This window comes from Alkalimonas sp. (genome assembly GCF_020831925.1).
GTDB lineage: Bacteria > Pseudomonadota > Gammaproteobacteria > Enterobacterales > Alteromonadaceae > Alkalimonas.
Window position 1 is genome coordinate 1 of record NZ_JAFIFQ010000094.1, and the last position, 4910, is coordinate 4910.

The 4910-nt window shown below is 48.5% G+C and carries 6 protein-coding genes; 5 read left to right on the top strand and 1 reads right to left on the bottom strand.

Features of this window, described 5'->3' with window-relative positions:
- The 4 genes from JJU14_RS15975 to JJU14_RS15990 form a co-directional block, all read left to right on the top strand.
- Positions 1-368 (top strand): enoyl-CoA hydratase/isomerase family protein (locus JJU14_RS15975; protein ID WP_228614717.1); only part of this gene is annotated, 368 nt, incomplete at its 5' end.
- A gap of 10 nt (positions 369-378) precedes the next feature.
- A complete protein-coding gene (mmsB, locus tag JJU14_RS15980) occupies positions 379-1269 on the top strand; it encodes a 3-hydroxyisobutyrate dehydrogenase (RefSeq protein WP_228614718.1) in 891 nt (296 codons plus the stop codon).
- The gene (locus tag JJU14_RS15985) at positions 1266-2024 is read left to right on the top strand and encodes an SDR family oxidoreductase (protein WP_228614719.1); all 759 of its coding nucleotides are present in this window, start codon (positions 1266-1268) and stop codon (positions 2022-2024) included. Before mmsB ends, JJU14_RS15985 begins: the two co-directional genes overlap by 4 nt.
- 58 nt (positions 2025-2082) lie before the next feature.
- Positions 2083-2523 (top strand): nuclear transport factor 2 family protein, encoded by a 441-nt coding sequence (locus JJU14_RS15990; protein WP_228614720.1) that lies wholly within the window; start codon positions 2083-2085, stop codon positions 2521-2523.
- Here JJU14_RS15990 and JJU14_RS15995 read toward each other — a convergent pair.
- A complete protein-coding gene (locus JJU14_RS15995) occupies positions 2520-4169 on the bottom strand; it encodes a tetratricopeptide repeat-containing response regulator (protein ID WP_228614721.1) in 1650 nt (549 codons plus the stop codon). The genes JJU14_RS15990 and JJU14_RS15995 overlap by 4 nt on opposite strands.
- A 157-nt stretch (positions 4170-4326) precedes the next feature.
- On the opposite strand from JJU14_RS15995, the gene JJU14_RS16000 reads away from it, so the two are divergent.
- Positions 4327-4641: a DUF6482 family protein gene (locus JJU14_RS16000; protein WP_228614722.1), complete on the top strand. Its 315-nt coding sequence runs from the start codon at positions 4327-4329 to the stop codon at positions 4639-4641.
- The last annotated feature ends 269 nt before the right edge of the window (positions 4642-4910 follow it).

Sequence of the window (4910 nt, forward strand, 5' to 3'; positions counted from 1 at the left end):
AGCTGGATACCCTGCCAGCCGTGATTACTGCCATTCATGCCATGCCAGGCGATGATAGCTGGCTGCAAAAAGCCAAAGAAGCGCTGAGTTATGGCAGTCCTATAACCGCTCATATTGTGTTCCGGCAGTTGCAGCTTGGGCAGAGCATGATTTTGGCCGACAGCTTCAGGCTGGAACTTGGCATCAGTGTGCAGTGTGGCCGTATGGGCGAGTTTGCCGAAGGGGTGCGAGCGCTCTTGATTGACAAAGATCGTCAGCCCAACTGGCAATACCCTAATGTAGAGTCTGTTCCAAAAGAACTGATCGATACCTTTTTTACATCGCCGTGGACTGCCAGTCAGCATCCGCTTCGTATGTTAGGCTTGTAAGGAGTTTATGATGGCAACAATTGCATTCATTGGCCTTGGCAATATGGGTGGCCCTATGGCCATCAACCTTGCTAAAGCCGGCCACCAGGTCAAAGCCTTTGATTTATCACTGGAGGCACTGGCAACTGTCAAAGCAGAAGGTGCTGACATCGCCGCTTCAGCAGCCGATGCCGCCACTGGTGCTGACTTTGTTATTTCGATGCTGCCTGCTGGCAAGCATGTGCTTGGTTTGTACCTGGGAGAGCAGGGCATAGCTGCTCAGATCAAATCAGATGCGCTGGTGATTGATTGCTCCACCATCGATGCCGACAGTGCCCGTAAACTTGGCGCTGGTTTGGTGGAGCAGGGCATTGCCTTTATTGATGCTCCGGTATCCGGTGGTGTGGGTGGTGCCAAAGCCGGTACTTTGACCTTTATTGTCGGTGGCAGCGAGGCCGATTATCAAAAAGCCGTGCCGGTGTTGCAGGGCATGGGGAAGAATATCTTCCATGCCGGCGCTATCGGTGCCGGTCAGGTGGCGAAAATTTGCAACAACATGCTGCTCAGTATTTTGATGGTCGGTACTTCGGAGTCGCTGCAAATGGGCATCGACAACGGTCTGGACCCAAAGGTGCTGTCGGAAATCATGCTAAAAAGCTCCGGTCGTAACTGGACGCTGGAGCTTTACAATCCCTGCCCGGGCGTGCTGGAGAATGTGCCTGCATCCAACAATTATCAGGGCGGCTTTATGGTGGATTTGATGGCCAAAGATCTTGGGCTGGCGCTCGAAGCCGCCACTCAAAGCCAAAGCAGCACTCCGATGGGGGCCTTGGCGCGTAATCTGTATGTCGCCCATCAGCGTGCCGGCCATGGCAAACTTGATTTTTCCAGTATCTTTAAACTGTTTGAGAAAAAAGCATGAATCTGAACAACAAAACCATCGTCATTACTGGTGGTGCCCAAGGGCTCGGTCTGGAAATGGCTCGCATGTGTGCTGCTGCAGGAGCCCGGTTGGCACTGATTGATATGAATGAAGAGCAGCTGGCTGCGGCCAAAGCCGAATTGTCTGCCAGTGCTGAGGTGCGAACCTATCCGACCAATGTGGCGAATGAAGCCGAGGTGGAAGCAACTTTTGCTGCTATTGATAGTGACTTCAATGGCCTGGATGGCTTGATTAACAATGCCGGGATTTTACGGGATGGCTTGTTGCTGAAATACAAAGATGGTGAGCTGGTGAGCAAGATGCCGCTGCAGCAATTTCAGTCCGTGATCGATGTCAACCTGACCGGCGTTTTCCTCTGTGGTCGTGAAGCGGCCGCCATTATGGTGCAGCGAGGCACCAAAGGTGTGATCATCAATATGTCGAGCGTTGCCCGTGGCGGTAATATGGGGCAAACCAACTACGCTGCGTCCAAAGCCGGCGTGGTCGCAATGACAGTCACCTGGGCACGTGAACTGGGCCGTTATGGTATTCGGGTTGGCGCTATCGCACCAGGGGTGATCCGCACGGCAATGACTGATGCAATGAAACCGGAAGCACGGGAGCGGCTGGAAAAGATGAAACCGGTGGGACGTCTTGGCGAGGCTAGTGAGATTGCTCATACCGCCAAATACATTTTTGAAAACGACTTTTTCACTGGTCGGGTGGTTGAAATTGATGGTGGCATCAGCATGTAGCCCGTTCAATCATTAAGTAAGCGAGCTTCGGCTCGCTTTTTTTACGGAAGGAGGACAGATGAAAAGCCTATTTTTTACGGTAACACTACTCACCTGCTTGTTGATGGTGCCATCGGTATCTGCTAATGACAATAAAGCTGAAATTACAGCGTTATTGCATCAGTTTTTAGCAGGAGCCAGCCGCAATGATGCAAAGATCCATCAGAGCTTTTGGGCTGAAGATTTAGTCTATACCAGCTCTGCCGGAACCCGTTTTGGTAAGGACACCTTGATGCAGGGCGTGCAGAGTAGTGGACCCATTGCTGAAGCGGATATTCGCCTGTACTATGGGGCAGAGGATATCCAGATCCGTATCTATGGCGATGTAGCTGTGCTGAACTTTACTTTGCTCGGTAACAGTGATACTGAGCAATTACGCTTTTACAACAGCGGCACTCTGCTACGGAATGATTCAGGTTGGCAGGTGGTGTCCTGGCAGGCCACCCGGGCAGCTGATTAACCAGCCACAGACGGTGCACGACTTTTGGTTGCCAACTCCGGGTGTTTGTTGATAAGTGTGCGGTAGTATTTCTTGTAACGTTCCTGGTTGGTGATGCTCAACTCGCTTTGTTCAAGCAAAGCAATGGCTTGCCTGGCTGGTTTCATGGTTTCTACCGTCAGGCCAGTCCCTTTACTCATGGCCTGCAGCATATTCAGCGCGATGACCGGATTGCTTGGCATGAACTGAAAAGCCTCATGGAATAGCTCGCTAGCTCTGCCATAATGGCCATGCTGGTATGCTTCTGAGGCTTCCTGGTTAATGGTTTTGATTTTATCTTTTAGCTCCTGATGTCGGTTTTGCTCCATTTTTAACATCAGTTGCTGGGTTTCGGTCAGGAAGTCATCTTTAGCCAGGTGCCGGCGCATTTCGTCGATGTAATACTCACTCTCATACAAATCACCAATTTCAAAATAGGCTTTGGCGGCATCCATGCAGCTGTCAATGGTGAGTTTTTTGCTTTTCAGCCCACTAATACCATGGATAAGTTCTTTTGCCTCGGCCAATTGCCCTTTGGCCGCAAGGATTCGGCCTCGTACCAACTGGACTTCCTGCTGTACCAGGGCTTCATTAAACCGTTTGTTCAGGCCAGTGACTAATTGGCTGGCATGTTGCAAATGAACGGCTCGTTCCATCACAGATTTAGTTTGTGCCAGGTCAATTAGAGCTCGGGCATGGTTTAGGTAATTATCGGCAGTATCATGGATAGAGTGGCGTGCGGCAGCAACTAATTTACTATGGATTCGAGCTGCGGCTTCTTTATCACCTATGATACTGGTTAAATTACTCAGGGTTTGCTGGCGGGTAATATTCTTTGGTGAGAGTAAAGCTGCCTCACTCAAAGTCTCGCAAGCTCGTTGATAGCGGTTTTGCTTAACTAGCAATCGAGATAACCAGTCCAGAGCTTCGACTTTGGTTTCATCAAATTGCGTTAAATCGATTAGCTCCAACTCACTATCTTCCCAACGTTCCTGGCGAAAGCCTGCAATGGCGAAGCCAAGCCGCGCCCAAGGATAGGATTTGCTCTCTTTTAGCATCCGATAATACTTTTCTGCTTTCTCATAGGCTTTAGTTTGCAGCAACAGCTCGCCTTTTAAGCGGTAGATGGTTTGGCTGTGTTCTGGCTTGGCATTTAAGGCTTTGTCACACTCGTCGATAGCTAGTGTATAGTCGTGCTCGGCAATTGCCAGGTAGATTTTGCGAAGCGCTATTTTGCTTTTGACCATGCGAATAATGCGTTCTTCTAGCACCGGATAACTGAAAGGTTTCAGTAAATAGTCATCAGGTTGCAGCTCTATCATACCGTGGACGATTTTACGCTGACTCTCAGCGCTAATGATCATAAAACAGCATAGTGGGCTGATGAGATCTTGCAGTTTCAGAGCTTCAAATAGTTGATAGCCATCTTTGCAGTCACCTAAATTGAAATCGCAAAGAATAAAATCAAAGGGGATTTCGTAGCACTTTTTTAGCGCCTCGGTCGAATTACGTGCCAGGTGAATAGCTTCAAAGCCGATGGTTTGAAGCATACTTTTTACAGTAGCACGGACCGGTGCACAATCCTCTACTACTAATACCTGTTTACAGCGAAAAAATGATGGGTCCATCAACAGCTCGACAAGTTAGAATGCTGACTGAGTTTTCATCATAGTACCTTTGGCTATTTCTTAATGTAAAGCTTGTCCCATTTCTGAATAAACTTTCCTGTGAGCGATCGCTTTTTGCACTAAACTCGTATTAGAAAAAAACGACTACGAGGTGCCTATGAATTTTCACCGCTTAGAACATTTGAATCGGCAGGATGTTCATATTGATGAACTGGTGATCCACTCCTATGAGATGGGGCTTTATCTAGCAGAGGTCGATTTCGATAATCGCAAAGCATTTATAATTGACGATGCCACAGGCCGGCCAAAGAAATTTCACAGCATTGAGCAAGTTCGTGATGCGTTTGCGGAGGCGACCATTCGCAAGGCCTACCTGAGCCACCAATCAGCTTACGATGAAATGGTCGGTGCGCCGGATAAAGTTGACAATACCTTAAAAGTTGCACTCTTTGGAACGGCAGAACCTAAATAGCTCTGAATGCAGAAAGCCGTTTTTGCTTTGTCTGTTTGGTTTTTGTGCAAACGGTTCGCAAAGTCATTTTTTCTCTTGCCTTGTTTATACAAGCCACTATAATGCCGCCCAGTCGACACGGAGAAGGCATCTAATGCGCCTTTTCTGATGTGAGATAAAATTAAGCTGCATCAACTGGAAAATTACTTCAAATGATGCTTGACTTAATACCCTGACGCAGTAGAATACGCGTCCTGCTTCGGAATGAAGCACTGCTCTTTAACAATTCG